Below are 16862 nucleotides of genomic sequence, written 5' to 3' on the forward strand. Positions count from 1 at the left end.
CTATTTTTGAATGTTTGGAATGCTTTTTAAAACTAAATGACTATAAAATGAAATAAGAATAGGACAAATCGATCAGGACAGTCAAATCGATTTCTAACAATGTTTTAGAAGTAGAGGTGTACTATTATAGTTTCAATCTACTATATAAAAACGCATAATAGCGAGTGTACAGTGTACCTCAATACTATGCGTTTTATTGTGGGAAGACTTATTGGACTTTCGCTCAAGTAGAGTTTTTACTCAATTTCCTCACTGGATTGGGATTGAAATTCCAATTAATTTCTCTGAGTAGAGTGTCTTGATATTGGCTTCATCAATAGAGTTCTTATTAATTTTACGTTTCAAGAAAAATTCTTGAATGGTTTCGATTTCAGGCTCACGAATAGCACGGTGTTTGTTTGAGATGAGGATTTCATAGTGAAGCGGCGCTTGGGTAAAAATAACATCTGTATTCCCTGCAGAATAAACCTCAACAAGGGTTGCATCGGTACTTTCTAGCTGATTTTTTACAAGTTGCGAGTGTGAGTTTGTCGTATTGATAAGCTTCATAATATTTCCTCCGATTTTCTAATTCTATTATAGCACTTTTTGAATAAAGTCGCTTGATTTATACTCAATGAAAATCAAAGAGCGAACTAGGAAGCTAGCCGCAGGTTGCTCAAAACACAGTTTTGAGGTTGTAGATAAGACTGACGAAGTCAGTGACCATATCTACGGTCAGGCGACGCTGACGTGGTTTGAAGAGATTTTCGAAGAGTATTAGTCAATCTTATGCTGTTTTTTCCAAGATTGGATGGCCCATTTATGGCTACCACGTTTAAGATTTTGGATAGCCTCGTCAATAGGGAACCAGGCAATATGATTAAAGTCTTCTAGTGGATTTTGCACTTCTTTGAAAGAAGTCGCTTCATAGAGGTGGGCAGGATTGTAGTAGTAGGTATCACGATGACGAGAGTAGAAGTATTCATCAGCCTGTCCATAATAGGTACCAATTTCAGCTGTGAAACCAAGCTCTTCAATCAATTCACGCTTTAGGGCTTCCTGATGATTTTCACCTGCTTCAATTTCGCCACCTGGTAGGAACCAAGCGCCATTAGGTGCTTGAATAAGAACAATTTGTTTTTGTTTAGCGTCAGGGATAACTGCATACACTCCATAGCGTGCAACATAGTCTGTATTTGCTTTTTTTTTCTCCGAAAGTTGGGTTTGCCATTGCATTTTCCTCATTATCTAGTATCTTTATTATTATCATAATGGACAAAGGCAGAGCTGTCAAGAACTTATAGTTATTTTAGTAAAAAGAGCAGAAAATTTTCATTTTCTACTCCTTTTCTATAGGATTTATACTTCTTTTTCATAAGTTTTTACTTCAACTTTTTTGGCAGACTTAATTTGAATGTTTCCCTTGCTAGTCAGAACTGCTTTGAGGTCTTTTTCGCTTGGATTTTCAAGGTAGTAGTCAGTGATTGCGTCCTCAATATAGTCTTGAATAGTCCGACGAAGTGGGCGTGCTCCCATTTTTGGATCATAACCTAGGTCAACCAGCTTTTCCTTGACCTTGTCAGTTACATCCAAATGAATGTTGTTGCTAGAGAGGCGCTTGTTAACATCTGCTAGCATGAGCTCGACAATCTGAAGGAGATTATCCTTGCTGAGAGCCTTAAATTCGATAATGCCATCAAAACGGTTCATAAACTCTGGGCTAAAGAAGTTGCCGAGTTCACCGAGAACAGAGTTGGTACGTCCTTCTCTAGTAGCCCCAAATCCAACGTTGGCTTCAGACTTACCTGTACCTGCATTTGAGGTCATGATAATGATGGCATCCTTGAAGCTAACGGTCCGTCCTTGCCCATCTGTCAAACGACCATCGTCCAAGACTTGTAGAAACATGTGCATAACATCTGGGTGAGCTTTTTCCACTTCATCGAGAAGGATGAGAGAATATGGATTGCGGCGAACTTTTTCAGTTAATTGACCAGCCTCATCATAGCCAACATAACCTGGAGGAGCGCCGACCAACTTAGCCACACTGTGTTTTTCCATGTATTCACTCATATCAAAGCGAATCATACTATCAGCAGAACCAAAGAGTTCGATAGCTAATTGTTTGGAAAGTTCTGTCTTACCGACCCCAGTTGGTCCGACAAAGAGGAAGCTTCCAATTGGACGGTTAGGCGTACCAAGACCGACACGATTACGGCGAATAGCCTTAGCAATCTTATCGACTGCATCATCTTGGCCAATAATATGAGACTTGAGATCTTCGGCTAGATGGATGAGTTGAGATTGTTCTTTCTCTTTTAAATCACCAACAGGGATGTTGGTTTTCTGTTCAATAATATGCTCAATGGTTTTTTCACTGATGATTGGAGTATCCTGGTCTGTGACCTTTTTCTTTTGCATTTCCTTATATTTGGCAATCTGGTCACGGAAGTAGGCGGCTTTTTCAAAATCTTCTTCTCGTGTAGCTTGAGACTTGAGATTTTCAGCCTCAATCAAGCGCTGATCAATGACTTTAGGGTCTACAAAATTCAAGGTCAAATTCATCTTAGAACCAGCTTCATCTAGGAGGTCAATGGCCTTGTCAGGTAAGAAGCGATCTTGGATGTAACGATTGGAAAGAGTTGCAGCTGCTTCAATTGCAGCATCGGTATATTGAACGTGGTGGTAGTCTTCGTATTTCTTTTGAATCCCTTTGAGGATAGTGATTGTTTCTTCCACCGTTGGTTCATCAACCTTGACAGGCTGCATACGACGCTCGAGGGCAGCATCCTTTTCAATGATACGGTATTCATTGAGGGTAGTAGCGCCGACCAGTTGCAGTTCCCCACGAGCAAGGGCTGGCTTGAGGATATTTCCTGCGTCCATATTACCATCACTCGCAGAACCAGCACCGACAATTTCATGGATTTCATCGATAAAGAGGATGATGTCCTCACGTTTGCGAATTTCTTCCATGAGTTTTTGCATGCGTTCTTCAAATTGTCCACGGATCCCCGTTCCTTGCACCAAGCTAACCACATCCAGACGGATGACTTGTTTGCCTTGGAGTTTATGTGGAACATCACCATCAACAATTTTCTGAGCTAGGCCTTCGACAACGGCAGTTTTTCCGACACCCGGTTCACCGATAAGAACAGGATTATTCTTGGTTCTACGATTGAGAATCTCGATGACACGGATAATCTCATCGTCGCGCCCAATAACGGGGTCAATGTCTCCACGACGGGCAATCTCAGTTACGTTGATACCAAATTCTTCCAGCAGGCCTTTTTCTTGGCTTGCTGGTGGAGTTTGAGCAGAACCACGATTTTGGGAACCATAACCGCCGTTTCCACCGTAACCTCCACCTGATTGGGTTGGGGGAATAGGAGGAGTATTGCTAGAAGGTCTGAAATTGTTTAGGTCATTGAAAAAATCACCAAAGGGATCGAAGTCACGATTGTTCAGATCCGTCATACCTTTGAAGAGGCTATTGTTAGGATCTGTTTTGATAATCTTGTAGCAGTTTTGACAGAGGTCAATTTGTTTTTGTTTTCCATTGAGATTGGTGTAAAGATGAATTGTTGAGTCGTTGATTTTACAGTTTTGACAAAGCATACATCTACCTCATTTCTTTCTTTATCCTGATCTGTTTAAAGGTCAAAAATAGTCAAATTCCTATACTCTCATTATAACAGGATTGGGGTGTAAAGCAAGTAAAAAGATTGCAGCTTTGAAAAGTTGTTGCAATGAAAATTTTTGTGAATTTGGACTATAAAAAAATCCTATTTGTGAGACAAAAAGGATTTTGGTTAGACATGCAGGGACAATCCCAGCTTGTTTTAGATTAGTAGAGAAGTTCGTAAATCTCCATTGCAATTAAGTCAATGCTATCAAACGTATACGTTTCGCGAGCTTCTACGTCACGAAGGGTAAAGATTGAGCCGTTTTCTTCGTCGTGGCTGTACGCAACTTCTGCAACAACAACTCCTTCGCGTTCAAAATTACGTTTTAAATTTCCGCCATCGTTTGCCATTGCTTCAAGGCGGTTGATGATTCTAACCAAATGTGATTCCATTTTGATTCTCCTTCATTTCTTATCGTTACTATTTTACCATAAAGGAGGCCAACTTGACTAGAAAAAAACTAAGATTTCTCGCTAATTCTGCTAGTTTAAAGATTTTTAAATAAATTGGATAAAAGATTTGAATTTTAATTCAATATACGTTATAATCATACAGTATTCTATTTTAGAAAGCAGTGTGACTATGAATTTTTCTTTTTTACCTAAGTATTTACCTTATTTTAACTATGGGGCTGTTGTGACGGTTCTTATTTCTATCTGTGTTGTCATTTTGGGAACCATTTTGGGGGTTGTCTTGGCTTTTGGGCAACGTTCAAAGTTTAAACCGCTTGTTTGGCTGGCCAACTTGTACGTTTGGATTTTCCGTGGGACACCTATGATGGTTCAGATTATGATTACCTTTGCTCTTATGCACATCAATGCTCCGACTATTCAGGTTGGGATTTTGGGTGTTGATCTTTCTCGTCTGATTCCAGGGATTTTGATTATTTCTATGAACAGTGGTGCTTATGTTTCTGAGACTGTTCGTGCTGGGATTAATGCGGTTCCTAAGGGGCAGTTAGAGGCGTCCTATTCTTTAGGGATTCGTCCTAAAAATGCGATGCGGTATGTGATTTTGCCACAAGCAATCAAAAATATTTTGCCAGCATTGGGGAACGAATTTATCACCATTATCAAGGACAGCTCCCTCTTATCAGCTATTGGGGTCATGGAGTTGTGGAATGGGGCTACAACAGTTTCTACAACAACCTATCTACCTTTAACACCACTTTTATTTGCAGCATTTTACTACTTGATTATGACCTCTATTCTGACAGTAGCCTTGAAAGCTTTTGAAAAACATATGGGACAAGGAGATAAGAAATAATGACAGAAATCTTGATAAAAATTGAAAATTTACATAAATCTTTTGGAAAGAATGAAGTATTGAAGGGCATCAACCTCGAGATTAAAAGAGGAGAAGTTGTCGTTATCATCGGTCCTTCGGGGAGCGGGAAATCTACCTTGCTTCGCTCTATGAATTTGTTGGAGGAAGCAACCAAGGGGAAGGTTATCTTTGAGGGAGTCGATATTACGGACAAGAAGAATGACCTCTTTGCCATGCGTGAGAAGATGGGCATGGTTTTCCAACAATTTAACCTCTTTCCTAATATGACTGTGATGGAAAATATTACCTTGTCACCTATCAAGACCAAAGGTGAAAGCAAGGCAGTTGCTGAGAAGAGAGCTCAAGAGCTGTTGGAAAAAGTTGGTTTGCCGGATAAGGCAGACGCTTATCCACAGAGTTTGTCAGGTGGGCAGCAGCAACGGATTGCTATCGCGCGTGGGTTGGCTATGGAACCAGATGTTTTACTCTTTGACGAGCCAACTTCAGCCTTGGATCCTGAAATGGTGGGTGAGGTATTGGCTGTTATGCAAGATCTAGCCAAGTCAGGAATGACCATGGTTATCGTAACACATGAGATGGGATTTGCCCGTGAGGTGGCAGATCGTGTCATCTTTATGGCAGACGGTGTGGTTGTTGAAGACGGAATACCTGAACAGATTTTTGAACAAACCCAAGAACAACGGACTAAAGACTTCTTGAGTAAGGTTTTATAATCTATTTTAAAATTTCAAGACAAGATTAGTGAAAAGCTCAACCAGAGATTTTTCTTATAGTTTGAAACTATAGGATAGCCTAGGAAATAAGTGTTAGGGGGTGCAGGCAGTTTTTGCTATAATGGAAGATATTTGAAAGAAAAGAGAAGTGATATGACACAGATCATTGATGGGAAAGCTTTAGCGGTCAAATTGCAGGGGCAATTGGCTGAAAAGACTGCAAAATTAAAGGAAGAAACAGGTCTAGTACCTGGTTTGGTAGTGATTTTGGTTGGGGATAATCCAGCCAGCCAAGTCTACGTTCGCAACAAGGAGAGGTCAGCTCTTGCGGCTGGTTTCCGTAGCGAAGTAGTGCGAGTTCCAGAGACCATTGCTCAAGAGGAATTGTTAGACCTGATTGCTAAATATAATCAGGATCCAGCTTGGCATGGGATTTTGGTCCAGTTGCCATTACCAAAACACATTGATGAAGAGGCGGTTCTATTGTCTATTGATCCAGAAAAGGATGTGGATGGGTTCCATCCCTTAAACATGGGGCGTCTCTGGTCTGGTCATCCAGTCATGATTCCTTCGACACCTGCAGGAATTATGGAAATGTTTCATGAATATGGGATTGAATTAGAAGGTAAAAATGCGGTCGTCATCGGTCGTTCAAACATTGTTGGAAAACCCATGGCCCAGCTTCTTTTAGCCAAAAATGCAACAGTAACCTTGACCCATTCACGCACCCATAATCTTGCCAAGGTGGCTGCTAAAGCAGATATTCTTGTAGTCGCAATCGGTCGTGCTAAGTTTGTGACTGCTGACTTTGTCAAACCAGGTGCGGTTGTCATTGATGTCGGTATGAACCGCGATGAAAATGGGAAGCTCTGTGGAGATGTTGACTATGAGGCAGTTGCCCCACTTGCTAGCCACATCACACCAGTTCCTGGAGGTGTAGGCCCTATGACCATTACCATGCTAATGGAGCAAACTTATCAGGCAGCACTTCGGACATTGGATAGAAAATAAGAGAAAAATCGCTGAAGAGAGTGTATTTTCTATAGCTATATCTGAAATGGCAGAAATGAGTATTAAATTTTAGATATAAGATTACAAAAGGAGGTCTGCGCCTCCTTTTTGTTGTATAATAAAAGCGAGAGGAAAAAACGATGAAAGTGATTGATCAAACTTTACTAGAAAAAGTTATTATTGAACGTTCTCGTACAAGTCATAAAGGAGACCATGGTCGTCTGCTGCTGCTTGGTGGCACTTATCCTTATGGAGGTGCTATCATTATGGCTGCACTAGCTGCTGTTAAGAGTGGTGCAGGATTGGTGACCGTTGGAACGGACAGGGAAAATATTCCAGCTCTGCACAGCCATTTACCTGAGGCTATGGCATTTTCTCTTCAAGACAAGCAATTGTTAAAAGAGCAGTTGGAGAAGGCAGAAGTTGTCTTGCTGGGACCTGGTTTAGGAGACGATGCTTTTGGAGAAGATCTAGTCAAACAGGTCTTTGCTAGCTTAAAACAGAATCAGATTTTGATTGTAGATGGTGGTGCCCTGACCATTCTTGCTAGGACAAGTTTGTCGTTTCCGTCTAACCAGCTTATCCTAACTCCCCACCAAAAAGAATGGGAAAAGCTGTCTGGTATTGCTATTGAAAAGCAAAAGGAAGATGCAACAGCTAGTGCCCTGACTTCATTTCCTCAAGGAACAATTTTGGTGGAGAAAGGTCCGGCTACTCGTATTTGGCAAGCTAGCCAATCTGATTATTACCAGTTACAGGTCGGCGGTCCCTATCAGGCGACTGGGGGGATGGGAGATACTCTTGCTGGAATGATTGCAGGATTTGCAGGCCAATTCCGACAGGCCAGTCTCTACGAATGTGTGACGGTAGCGACCCATCTTCATTCAGCTATTGCCCAAGAACTAGCTCAAGAACAGTATGTGGTTTTGCCAACGGAGATTAGTAATTGTATTCCTAAAGTAATGAAAATTATTTGTCAACAAGAGAGGGTAAGCAAAGATAAACTTGTTTAAAATAGATAGATAAACCCACTTCCTTCTCTTAATTTATGATTCTTGAAATGCGCCTGCTTTAATGCTAAACTAGACGTATCAAAGTTAAGGTCTTGTTTTTGGAACTGGAAAGAGATGAACAAAGCAAATACATAAAAGATAAATTCATTTTTATTCGTTTTATAAAAATAAAATGCATGTTTTCAAAGAAAGATTGATAAAAAATGTAAATTTGATCTTTTTACTTGAATAAAAAGCGATTTCATAGTAGAATAAGAACTGAGAATGATGGAGGTAAATCGGTGGAAAATCTGAAGAAAATGGCAGGTATCAAGGCTGCTGAGTTCGTGAGCGATGGAATGGTCGTTGGACTTGGAACAGGCTCGACTGCCTATTATTTTGTAGAAGAAATCGGTCGTCGTATCAAGGAAGAAGGATTGCAGATTACAGCTGTAACAACTTCTAGTGTGACCACTAAACAGGCAGAAGGCCTTAATATCCCGCTCAAGTCTATTGACCAAGTAGACTTTGTCGATGTGACGGTTGATGGCGCGGATGAAGTGGATAGTCAGTTTAACGGAATCAAAGGCGGTGGTGGTGCCCTTCTCATGGAAAAGGTGGTCGCAACACCATCAAAAGAATACATTTGGGTGGTGGATGAAAGCAAGCTGGTCGAAAAACTAGGTGCTTTTAAATTGCCAGTAGAAGTGGTTCAGTATGGCGCAGAACAAGTCTTTCGTCGTTTTGAGCGAGCTGGCTACAAACCAAGTTTCCGTGAAAAAGACGGCCAACGTTTTGTGACGGATATGCAGAATTTTATCATTGACCTCGCCTTGGATGTCATTGAAAATCCAATTGCTTTTGGACAAGAATTGGACCATGTCGTTGGTGTTGTGGAGCATGGTTTATTCAACCAAATGGTGGATAAGGTAATCGTTGCTGGACGAGATGGAGTTCAGATTTCAACTTCAAAAAAAGGAAAATAGAAGGGGGCATAAGATGTCTAAATTTAATCGTATTCATTTGGTGGTACTGGATTCTGTAGGAATCGGTGCAGCACCAGATGCTAATAACTTTGTCAATGCAGGGGTTCCAGATGGAGCTTCTGACACACTGGGACACATTTCAAAAACAGTTGGTTTGAATGTCCCAAACATGGCTAAAATAGGTCTTGGAAATATTCCTCGTGAAACTCCTCTTAAGACTGTAGCAGCTGAAAGCAATCCAACTGGATATGCAACAAAATTAGAGGAAGTATCTCTTGGTAAGGATACTATGACTGGACACTGGGAAATCATGGGACTCAACATTACTGAGCCTTTCGATACTTTCTGGAACGGATTCCCAGAAGAAATCCTGACAAAAATCGAAGAATTCTCAGGACGCAAGGTTATTCGTGAAGCCAACAAACCTTATTCAGGAACGGCTGTTATCGATGATTTTGGACCACGTCAGATGGAAACTGGAGAGTTGATTATCTATACTTCAGCTGACCCTGTTTTGCAGATTGCTGCCCACGAAGACATTATTCCTTTGGATGAATTGTACCGTATCTGTGAATACGCTCGTTCGATTACCCTTGAGCGTCCTGCCCTTCTTGGTCGCATCATTGCTCGCCCTTATGTAGGTGAACCAGGTAACTTCACTCGTACGGCAAACCGTCGTGACTTGGCTGTATCTCCATTTTCCCCAACTGTTTTGGATAAATTGAATGAGGCTGGTATCGATACTTATGCTGTGGGTAAAATCAACGATATCTTTAACGGTGCTGGTATCAACCATGACATGGGTCACAACAAGTCAAATAGTCATGGAATTGATACACTATTGAAGACTATGGGACTTGCTGAGTTTGAAAAAGGATTCTCATTCACAAACCTAGTTGACTTTGATGCCCTTTATGGACACCGTCGTAATGCTCATGGCTACCGTGATTGCTTGCATGAGTTTGATGAACGCTTGCCTGAAATTATCGCAGCCATGAGAGAGAATGATCTTCTTTTGATTACTGCGGACCATGGAAATGACCCAACCTATGCTGGAACTGACCACACTCGTGAATATATTCCATTGTTGGCCTACAGCCCTGCCTTTAAAGGCAATGGTGTCATTCCAGTTGGACATTTTGCAGACATCTCAGCAACAGTTGCGGATAATTTTGGTGTTGAAACTGCCATGATTGGTGAAAGTTTCTTAGATAAATTGGTATAAGATGACGCGCTATGCTTTGCTGGTTAGAGGTATCAATGTTGGTGGCAAGAATAAGGTCGTCATGGCGGAGCTTCGTCAAGAATTGACAGACTTGGGACTGGAAAAGGTTGAAACCTACATCAACAGTGGCAACATTTTCTTTACTTCGACAGCTCCCAAAGCCCAATTGGTTGAAAAGTTAGAGACTTTCTTTGAAATCCATTATCCATTTATTCAGAGTTTTTCCCTACTGAGTCAAGAAGACTATGAAGATGAACTTGAAAATTTACCAGCTTGGTGGAACGAAGACTTGGCAAGAAAAGACGTTCTCTTTTACACTGAGGGTTTGGACGTAGATCAAGTCATCGCGACAGTTGAAAGTTTAGAGCTGAAAGATGAGGTGCTTCATTTTGGAAAACTTGGGATTTTCTGGGGAAAATTCTCTGAGGAAACCTACTCTAAGACTGCCTATCACAAGTACTTGCTCAAGATGCCTTTCTATCGCAATATTACAATTCGCAATGCAAAAACCTTTGACAAAATCGGTCAAATGCTTAAAAATAATAATAAAGGAAATACACAATGACATTTTTAGACAAAATCAATGAAACAGCTGCTTTCCTGAAAGACAAGGGAATTCAAGCGCCTGAGTTCGGTCTAATCCTTGGGTCAGGTCTTGGAGAATTGGCAGAAGAAATCGAAAATCCAGTTGTAGTAGACTATGCGGATATTCCAAACTGGGGCCGCTCTACAGTAGTTGGTCACGCTGGGAAATTGGTATATGGTGAACTGGCAGGGCGCAAGGTCTTGGCTCTTCAAGGTCGCTTCCATTTCTACGAAGGCAATCCTCTAGAAGTCGTGACTTTCCCAGTTCGTGTCATGAAAGTTCTTGGATGTGAAGGTGTCATTGTAACCAATGCAGCTGGTGGTATTGGATATGGTCCTGGTACTTTGATGGCTATCTCAGACCATATCAACATGACAGGTCAGAACCCATTGATGGGTGAAAACTTGGATGACTTTGGTCCTCGTTTCCCAGATATGTCTAAGGCCTACACACCAGAATACCGTGCTACTGCCCATGAAGTGGCTAAAAAACTTGGTATTAAGCTTGATGAAGGTGTCTATATCGGTGTAACTGGTCCGACTTATGAAACACCAGCAGAAATTCGCGCTTATAAGACACTGGGAGCTGATGCAGTCGGTATGTCTACGGTTCCTGAAGTGATCGTGGCAGCCCACTCTGGCTTGAAAGTTCTTGGTATTTCATGTATCACTAATTTTGCGGCTGGTTTCCAAGAAGAACTCAACCACGAAGAAGTTGTAGAAGTTACTGAACGTGTTAAAGGTGATTTCAAAGGCTTGCTTAAAGCGATTCTTGCAGAATTGTAAGAAAAAAGATTTAAAAGGGGGAATGCCTCTACCTTTTCATGATTGACTGCCTATTCGGAACAAAGAAGAAACATAGGTAGACTATGGGTTTCTTCCTACTCTTGTAACTGAAAGAGTCTGATAGTTAGCATTGTGAAAGACAAGATTCTAGGATACTAGCATTAGCTTCCTAGCCAAGCAGACTAGTATGATAAGAAGAGATAAGAATGAATTTATACTCAATGAAATTCAAAGAGCAAACTAGGAAGTTAGCCGCAGGTTGCTCAAAACACAGTTTTGAGGTTGTAGATAAGACTGACGAAGTCAGTGACCATATCTACGGTAAGGCGACGCTGACGTGGTTTGAAGAGATTTTCGAAGAGTATTACTTTCTGAATTTCTCAGTCTTGTCCTAGATAGGGGACAAGGAGATTTAGTTTGAGTCTGCTTATAAATAAACGAAAAGAAAGATAAAGAATAATGAAAATTGGTCAACGAATTATGCGCTTTGGCATAAAAAAATTAAGTATCGGAGTTGTATCTGTTGCAGTCGGCTTTGCATTTCTAGCTCCAGTTGGAATTTCAGCCAATGAACTAAAGCAAGATGTAACATCTGAAGTGGCAACAAGAGTGCTAGATTCTAAGGAGGAATTGAGAAAGCCGGAAAATGTTGCTCCAAAACTAGAAACTCCTCTTACAGAGGAGCCAAGACTAGCTCCTCAACCGCTTCCGGAAGCAAGTGAAGTTATTGAAAACAAAAAGGAAGAGTCAAAAGTAGAGATAACAGAGCCAGCTCAAGACTCACCTATTCTTGCTCCTGTCGAAGAAACTAAAGAAGAAGTTGTGACAGAAAAACCAACAAATACTCGTTCTCTAACCGCAGAAGATTTGGTGAAGATTTCCAAAGGGGAATTGCATTTAGAAAATGATTTGATTGATGAATCTCTCTATGGTGAAAAAGTTCTCGATTTGGAAGGGGATGATGACCAAGATGGCATCAAAAACAAAGATGAACTTTATGTTTACAACAAAGATGGTAAGGATTATCTAGGATATAACAGTCATCCCTTGCTAGCAGACAGTGATGGGGATGGTTTGGCAGATGGAGAAGATGACAATAAGAAAGAATGGTATGTCACAGACCGTGATTCTCTTCTCTTTATGGAGTTAGCCTATCGAGACGATGATTATATTGAGAAAATTTTAGATCATAAGAATCCTTTCCCTAGTCTCTATCTTGACCGTCAAGAATACAAACTCATGCACAATGAATTGGCTCCTTTCTGGAAGATGAAAAAAGCCTACCATACAGATAGTGGTCTGGATGCTTTCTTATTTGAGACCAAGAGCGACCTTCCTTATCTCAAAGATGGAACGGTGCACATGTTGGCTATTCGTGGAACGCGAGTTAATGACGCCAAGGATTTAAGTGCAGATTTGGTTTTATTTGGTGGAAATAAACCAGCTCAAGCGGACGATATCCGTAAGGTTGTTGGGGAATTAGCCAAGGATACAAGTATTACCAAGTTGTATATGACAGGTCATTCTCTTGGAGGTTACCTAGCTCAGATTGCAGCGGTTGAAGCTTACCAAAAATATCCTGATTTTTATAACCATGTATTACGGAAAGTGACGACTTTCAGTGCTCCTAAAGTGATTACTTCCAGAACTGTTTGGAATGCTAAGAATGGTTTCTGGGATGTTGGTTTGGAAAGCCGTAAATTAGCTGTTAGTGGGAAAATTAAGCATTATGTGGTTGATAATGATAATGTTGTGACTCCCTTGATTCATAATGATCGTGATATTGTTACATTTACAGGTAATTCACGCTTTAAACACCGTTCTCGTGGCTATTTTGAAAGTCGAATGAATGATATTCCTAACTTTAATATTGGTAAACGAGCTACCTTGGATAAACATGGTTATCGTGATCCGAAATTAGATAAAGTGCGATTCTTTAAGAAACAGGCTCTGCCTCAATCTTCTAGTCAACCAAGCGCTGAACCAATGGAAAATATTGCCTTAGGAAAACAGGTTACTCAAAGTTCGACAGCTTTCGGAGGAGATGCTAGAAGAGCTGTGGATGGTAACTATGATCACAATTCTGTCACTCATACAAACTTCCAATCTAAGCCTTGGTGGCAAGTAGATTTGGCTAAAGAAGAAACCATTCGCCAAATCAATATTTACAACCGCACAGACACTGCCCAGGATAGATTGGCAAACTTTGATGTCATTCTTTTAGATAGTTTTGGTAAAGAAATTGAGAGAAAACGCATAACATCTCTTAAAGATGTGTCAGCACAAATTGCGATTAACTATAAAAGAGCGCGCTATGTTCGGATTGAGCTAGAAGGCTATAATGCCCTCAGTCTTGCAGAAGTACAAGTATACCGTGCTGAGAATATCGCTTGGAAAAAACAGGTTAAGAAAAGTTCCACTGTTTTTGAGGGAGATGCAAGTTATGCCTTAGATGGAATTACCAATAGTAGTTATAGCCAACAGTCTAACACACATACTAAGTCTGAAAACCAACCTTGGTGGGAAGTTGATTTAGGTCGTACGGAACAGGTTGGGCTTGTCCGCCTTCATAACCGTGGGGATGGAGACGTTTCCAAACGTCTGTCAGACTTTGATGTGATTTTATATGATGAAAAAGGAACAGAAGTTGCTAGACAGTATGTTTCTAAACTTGACGGAACGAGCTTGGATGTTCAATTAAATGGGAAATTGGGACGCCGTGTTCGTGTGCAACTACGTAAGAACAATCAAGCCCTCAGTCTTGCAGAAGTAGAAGTTTTCCGCTTTATCGCTACGAATGGTGAGACGGCGACACAAGTTTCTAAGCCAGTTCAACCAATCAGTCAAACGCCTGTGAAAGACAAAACATTGACAATTCAACATAGTGGAGCTTATATTGCCCGCTACTCTATAACTTGGGAAGAAGTTACAGTAGACAAAGATGGAAACCAAGTTGTTCGTAGTCGTTCTTGGGAAGGAAACGGTCGCAACCAGACTGCAGGTTTTGTCCTCAACCTCCCAATCAAAGGAAACATGAGAAATCTGCGAATTAAGATTGAGAAAAAGACAGGTCTACTATGGAATAGATGGCAAACAATCTATGAAAACAGACCAATTTTAGCTCAACCCCACCGTAAAATTACCCATTGGGGAACAACATTAAATTCTAAGATTTCTGATGACGATGTCTTGTAAAAAATCCTACTATTCAAGAATGAGATGATTTAGTTTATAAGAAAGTACTACCTGAGCTTGAATAGAACTCAGGTAGCTATCTGTGAGAGAACAAAATTAAACAGAAAGGTATAGTGAGGTGTTCTAATTTGAACATGAGCGGAAAAACTTTTCTAAAAACTTAGAAAGGAAGGGGAGTTCGGGTTTGAATTGAATCCGATCTACTCTTCTCAATATTATCAAAATTAAGAAAGAAAGGAATTGAACCCATCATAAAAGCAGTGGGAAAAAGATAGTTGGTCTAGCGAGCATCGCTCACTGCGCCCCACTCCTATTTTCCCTTTGGCTTTTTAACGGGTTTGGTATCTTTCTCAATATAAAATATAAAAAAGAAAGGTAGAGCGCGTGTTTTGATTTGAACACGAGCGGAAAACTTTTCTAAAAACTCAGAAGAGAAGGGGAGTTCGGGTTTGAATTGAAGCCGTTCTAATCTTCTCAATATCATCAAAATTAAGAAAGGAATTGACCCCACCCTAAAAGCAGTGGGAAAAAGATAGTTGGTCTAGCGAGCATCGCTCACTGCGCCCAACTCCTATTTTCCCTTTGCTTTTTGACGGGTTTGGTATCTTTCTCAATATAAAATAAAGAAAGGTAGAGCGTGTGTTCTGATTTGAACACGAGCGGAAAACTTGGAAAATAGATAATCTGACTGAAAAATCAGGATTTCTCGTCAGATTCCTAATTTTCAGTCGTTTTCTTGTCGCTCTTTGTATCATAAATTATGTCTATCCATATTGCTGCTCAGCAGGGTGAAATTGCTGATAAAATTCTTCTTCCAGGGGATCCTCTTCGTGCGAAATTTATTGCGGAGAATTTCCTTGAAGATGCTGTTTGTTTTAACGAAGTGCGTAACATGTTTGGTTACACTGGTACTTACAAGGGTCACCGTGTATCTGTTATGGGAACTGGGATGGGAATGCCATCTATTTCGATTTATGCGCGTGAGTTAATTGTTGACTACGGAGTGAAAAAATTGATTCGTGTGGGAACTGCAGGATCTTTGAATGCAGATGTCCACGTACGTGAATTGGTTTTGGCGCAGGCAGCTGCAACCAACTCTAACATCATCCGCAATGACTGGCCACAGTACGATTTCCCACAAATCGCTAGCTTTGATTTGCTAGATAAGGCTTATCATATTGCCAAAAATCTCGGTATGACAACCCACGTTGGGAACGTTTTGTCATCTGATGTCTTTTATTCAAACTACTTTGAAAAGAACATCGAGCTTGGTAAATGGGGAGTCAAGGCTGTGGAAATGGAAGCAGCAGCACTTTACTATCTGGCAGCCCAACACCATGTTGACGCGCTAGCTATTATGACAATCTCTGATAGCTTGGTTAATCCAGATGAGGACACGACTGCAGAAGAACGTCAAAATACCTTCACCGATATGATGAAGGTTGGATTAGAAACCTTGATTGCTGAATAAAAGAGAACACAAAAGGAAGACTTTCTGGATGAAAATCTTCCTTTTTTAGTCATTCAGTCCATACTGTGACCTTAATGAAATGTTGCTCTACCGTCTATTTTTTAAGAGATTGCAAAAAACAATCAATCTCTGCTTGAGAATGGAGAATACGCATCTTTTCTGGGTAAGTATTGTTTAAATATTGGTATCTATCCTTAGCATTTTTTGTTCGACCATCCCAGAGAATCCAACGAATAAATTCCCAGTTGAATTGCTCGGGGCATCCCTTAGCCATGCTTTCTCTCACTTTTCCTCTGTATTTTAAATAGCGCTTAAAGGCTCTTAGCAAACAATTCCAAGCAGAGAAGTTTAAAAAGATGATTTGGTTAGCTTCCTGCATTCTTTCTTCGTAATAACACCAAGAATAATTACCATCGATGACCCAAGCTTCATGCTTGGTGAGAAAATTTTTCATCTCGGTTAACATCCAATCACGGTCACTGTCTTGCCAACCAGGTTGAAATTGGAGTGTGTCCATATGAAGTTTTGGGATGGAGTAGTAGAGAGATAACTTTTCAGCTAGCGTTGACTTACCAGCACCAGAATATCCGATAATTGCAATTTTCATTTTCTACCTTTTCCTATTTGGAGACAAAAAAACAGCCTCTATGGACTGTTTCTTATTTAGCAAGTTTAGCTGAAAGACGAGCTTTATCGCGGCTTGCTTTGTTTTTGTGAATCAAACCTTTAGTTTCTGCTTTATCGATAGCTGAGCTAGCAGCACGGAAAAGTTCTTCAGATGGGTTTGCTTCGAAAGCTTTGATAGCAGTACGCATAGCTGATTTTTGAGCTGAGTTCTTTTCGTTTTGTTTAACGTTCAATTCAGCGCGTTTGATAGCTGATTTAATGTTTGCCAATGTTCTTACCTCCATATTTACTAACTATACCATTATATCTGAAAACT

The 16862-nt window shown here is 40.5% G+C and carries 18 protein-coding genes; 12 read left to right on the forward strand and 6 right to left on the reverse strand.

Features of this window, described 5'->3' with window-relative positions; translation table 11 throughout:
• Positions 1–249: 249 nt before the first annotated feature.
• Positions 250–549, reverse strand: coding sequence for a DUF1827 family protein (locus B4W83_RS06770; RefSeq protein WP_000767186.1), 300 nt, complete (start codon positions 547–549; stop codon positions 250–252).
• Positions 550–616: 67 nt separating this feature from the next.
• Here B4W83_RS06770 and B4W83_RS13420 point away from each other — a divergent pair, with 67 nt between their 5' ends.
• Positions 617–763 carry a hypothetical protein gene (locus B4W83_RS13420; RefSeq protein WP_023938216.1) on the forward strand — a complete coding sequence of 49 codons (147 nt, stop codon included), beginning with the start codon at positions 617–619 and terminating at the stop codon, positions 761–763.
• Here B4W83_RS13420 and B4W83_RS06780 read toward each other — a convergent pair.
• From B4W83_RS06780 to B4W83_RS06790, 3 genes are all read right to left on the reverse strand, one after another.
• Positions 760–1218, reverse strand: a complete 459-nt coding sequence (locus tag B4W83_RS06780) for an NUDIX hydrolase (protein ID WP_007284881.1) — start codon at positions 1216–1218, stop codon at positions 760–762. The genes B4W83_RS13420 and B4W83_RS06780 overlap by 4 nt on opposite strands.
• Positions 1219–1341: 123 nt before the next feature.
• Positions 1342–3600: an ATP-dependent Clp protease ATP-binding subunit gene (locus B4W83_RS06785; protein ID WP_000882510.1), complete on the reverse strand. Its 2259-nt coding sequence runs from the start codon at positions 3598–3600 to the stop codon at positions 1342–1344.
• Positions 3601–3829: 229 nt separating this feature from the next.
• Positions 3830–4060 carry a DUF1797 family protein gene (locus tag B4W83_RS06790; RefSeq protein WP_000443574.1) on the reverse strand — a complete coding sequence of 77 codons (231 nt, stop codon included), beginning with the start codon at positions 4058–4060 and terminating at the stop codon, positions 3830–3832.
• Positions 4061–4250: 190 nt separating this feature from the next.
• Here B4W83_RS06790 and B4W83_RS06795 point away from each other — a divergent pair, with 190 nt between their 5' ends.
• From B4W83_RS06795 to deoD, 11 genes are all read left to right on the forward strand, one after another.
• Positions 4251–4934 (forward strand): amino acid ABC transporter permease, encoded by a 684-nt coding sequence (locus B4W83_RS06795; RefSeq protein WP_001011644.1) that lies wholly within the window; start codon positions 4251–4253, stop codon positions 4932–4934.
• A complete protein-coding gene (locus B4W83_RS06800) occupies positions 4934–5668 on the forward strand; it encodes an amino acid ABC transporter ATP-binding protein (RefSeq protein WP_000136055.1) in 735 nt (244 codons plus the stop codon). The genes B4W83_RS06795 and B4W83_RS06800 overlap by 1 nt, the downstream gene beginning before the upstream one ends.
• 153 nt (positions 5669–5821) lie before the next feature.
• A complete protein-coding gene (locus tag B4W83_RS06805) occupies positions 5822–6679 on the forward strand; it encodes a bifunctional methylenetetrahydrofolate dehydrogenase/methenyltetrahydrofolate cyclohydrolase (protein WP_000192111.1) in 858 nt (285 codons plus the stop codon).
• Between the two features lie 140 nt (positions 6680–6819).
• A complete protein-coding gene (locus tag B4W83_RS06810) occupies positions 6820–7692 on the forward strand; it encodes an NAD(P)H-hydrate dehydratase (RefSeq protein ID WP_000863091.1) in 873 nt (290 codons plus the stop codon).
• Between the two features lie 281 nt (positions 7693–7973).
• Entirely contained in the window at positions 7974–8657 is a 684-nt protein-coding gene (gene rpiA / locus B4W83_RS06815) for a ribose-5-phosphate isomerase RpiA (protein ID WP_000429303.1), read from the forward strand.
• Between the two features lie 13 nt (positions 8658–8670).
• On the forward strand, positions 8671–9882 hold the full coding sequence (locus B4W83_RS06820; protein WP_000033103.1) for a phosphopentomutase: 1212 nt from the start codon (positions 8671–8673) through the stop codon (positions 9880–9882).
• Between the two features lies 1 nt (position 9883).
• A complete protein-coding gene (locus B4W83_RS06825) occupies positions 9884–10447 on the forward strand; it encodes a DUF1697 domain-containing protein (protein ID WP_000199113.1) in 564 nt (187 codons plus the stop codon).
• Positions 10444–11253, forward strand: a complete 810-nt coding sequence (locus tag B4W83_RS06830; RefSeq protein WP_000143368.1) for a purine-nucleoside phosphorylase — start codon at positions 10444–10446, stop codon at positions 11251–11253. Before B4W83_RS06825 ends, B4W83_RS06830 begins: the two co-directional genes overlap by 4 nt.
• Before the next feature lie 221 nt (positions 11254–11474).
• Positions 11475–11648 carry a hypothetical protein gene (locus B4W83_RS06835; protein WP_083022249.1) on the forward strand — a complete coding sequence of 58 codons (174 nt, stop codon included), beginning with the start codon at positions 11475–11477 and terminating at the stop codon, positions 11646–11648.
• Between the two features lie 64 nt (positions 11649–11712).
• Positions 11713–14448 (forward strand): thiol-activated cytolysin C-terminal domain-containing protein, encoded by a 2736-nt coding sequence (locus tag B4W83_RS13910; RefSeq protein ID WP_000690149.1) that lies wholly within the window; start codon positions 11713–11715, stop codon positions 14446–14448.
• A 760-nt stretch (positions 14449–15208) separates the two neighbouring features.
• Positions 15209–15919: a purine-nucleoside phosphorylase gene (deoD, locus tag B4W83_RS06850; protein ID WP_000022090.1), complete on the forward strand. Its 711-nt coding sequence runs from the start codon at positions 15209–15211 to the stop codon at positions 15917–15919.
• A gap of 94 nt (positions 15920–16013) precedes the next feature.
• On the opposite strand, the gene B4W83_RS06855 is transcribed toward deoD, so the two are convergent.
• A complete protein-coding gene (locus B4W83_RS06855; RefSeq protein WP_000684199.1) occupies positions 16014–16526 on the reverse strand; it encodes a DNA topology modulation protein in 513 nt (170 codons plus the stop codon).
• A 52-nt stretch (positions 16527–16578) separates the two neighbouring features.
• Positions 16579–16815 (reverse strand): 30S ribosomal protein S20, encoded by a 237-nt coding sequence (gene rpsT, locus B4W83_RS06860; protein WP_001274000.1) that lies wholly within the window; start codon positions 16813–16815, stop codon positions 16579–16581.
• Between the last annotated feature and the right edge of the window lie 47 nt (positions 16816–16862).

It is taken from the genome of Streptococcus pseudopneumoniae ATCC BAA-960 = CCUG 49455 (genome assembly GCF_002087075.1).
Classification (GTDB): domain Bacteria; phylum Bacillota; class Bacilli; order Lactobacillales; family Streptococcaceae; genus Streptococcus; species Streptococcus pseudopneumoniae.

What these genes read in the sequence shown, in the direction of transcription:
- B4W83_RS06770 (WP_000767186.1), bottom strand. Translation starts at nt 549, where the DNA reads ATGAAGCTTATCAATACGACAAACTCACACTCGCAACTTGTAAAAAAT.
- B4W83_RS13420 (WP_023938216.1), top strand. Translation starts at nt 617, where the DNA reads ATGAAAATCAAAGAGCGAACTAGGAAGCTAGCCGCAGGTTGCTCAAAA.
- B4W83_RS06780 (WP_007284881.1), bottom strand. Translation starts at nt 1,218, where the DNA reads ATGCAATGGCAAACCCAACTTTCGGAGAAAAAAAAAGCAAATACAGAC.
- B4W83_RS06785 (WP_000882510.1), bottom strand. Translation starts at nt 3,600, where the DNA reads ATGCTTTGTCAAAACTGTAAAATCAACGACTCAACAATTCATCTTTAC.
- B4W83_RS06790 (WP_000443574.1), bottom strand. Translation starts at nt 4,060, where the DNA reads ATGGAATCACATTTGGTTAGAATCATCAACCGCCTTGAAGCAATGGCA.
- B4W83_RS06795 (WP_001011644.1), top strand. Translation starts at nt 4,251, where the DNA reads ATGAATTTTTCTTTTTTACCTAAGTATTTACCTTATTTTAACTATGGG.
- B4W83_RS06800 (WP_000136055.1), top strand. Translation starts at nt 4,934, where the DNA reads ATGACAGAAATCTTGATAAAAATTGAAAATTTACATAAATCTTTTGGA.
- B4W83_RS06805 (WP_000192111.1), top strand. Translation starts at nt 5,822, where the DNA reads ATGACACAGATCATTGATGGGAAAGCTTTAGCGGTCAAATTGCAGGGG.
- B4W83_RS06810 (WP_000863091.1), top strand. Translation starts at nt 6,820, where the DNA reads ATGAAAGTGATTGATCAAACTTTACTAGAAAAAGTTATTATTGAACGT.
- B4W83_RS06820 (WP_000033103.1), top strand. Translation starts at nt 8,671, where the DNA reads ATGTCTAAATTTAATCGTATTCATTTGGTGGTACTGGATTCTGTAGGA.
- B4W83_RS06825 (WP_000199113.1), top strand. Translation starts at nt 9,884, where the DNA reads ATGACGCGCTATGCTTTGCTGGTTAGAGGTATCAATGTTGGTGGCAAG.
- B4W83_RS06830 (WP_000143368.1), top strand. Translation starts at nt 10,444, where the DNA reads ATGACATTTTTAGACAAAATCAATGAAACAGCTGCTTTCCTGAAAGAC.
- B4W83_RS06835 (WP_083022249.1), top strand. Translation starts at nt 11,475, where the DNA reads ATGAAATTCAAAGAGCAAACTAGGAAGTTAGCCGCAGGTTGCTCAAAA.
- B4W83_RS13910 (WP_000690149.1), top strand. Translation starts at nt 11,713, where the DNA reads ATGAAAATTGGTCAACGAATTATGCGCTTTGGCATAAAAAAATTAAGT.
- deoD (WP_000022090.1), top strand. Translation starts at nt 15,209, where the DNA reads ATGTCTATCCATATTGCTGCTCAGCAGGGTGAAATTGCTGATAAAATT.
- B4W83_RS06855 (WP_000684199.1), bottom strand. Translation starts at nt 16,526, where the DNA reads ATGAAAATTGCAATTATCGGATATTCTGGTGCTGGTAAGTCAACGCTA.